At 65.7% G+C, this 300-nt stretch carries 1 protein-coding gene; it reads right to left on the bottom strand.

Features of this window, described 5'->3' with window-relative positions; genetic code table 11:
* On the bottom strand, nucleotides 1-276 hold a 276-nt coding region (locus SB764_RS39255), incomplete at its 3' end, for a hypothetical protein (protein WP_410866644.1).
* Nucleotides 277-300 lie beyond the last annotated feature (24 nt).

The following is a 300-nucleotide window of genomic DNA, read 5'->3' as shown; positions in this document are numbered from 1 at the left end:
CACAGCATCAGCAGCAGCGCCGTCGACGTCGTCCGCAGCGTCGCCCTGGAGGAAACCGCAGTCCGCCCCCAGCACGTCAACGGCACTGCGGTAATCACCGTCGTTGTAATGGACCATGGCCATCACTGCGCGTGCGCGGGGCTGAAGGGCCTCCGAGCGGACTTGGCGCGCGGCCGCCAGTGCCAACGGATTCTCCAGCCGTTTGGCAGCGTGGAAGGCTGCTTGGAGCAGCGTATCGTCGTCGACGTCGGCACCACAGTCCAACGCCCAGCTCACCCTACGGAGCAATCCTTCCATAGG

Source organism: Paraburkholderia sp. SIMBA_027 (assembly GCF_046535315.1).
In the GTDB taxonomy this organism is placed as follows: Bacteria; Pseudomonadota; Gammaproteobacteria; order Burkholderiales; family Burkholderiaceae; genus Paraburkholderia; species Paraburkholderia tropica.
The sequence above is the reverse complement of the archived record's forward strand: the minus strand, read 5'-3'. Positions and strand labels throughout refer to the sequence as shown.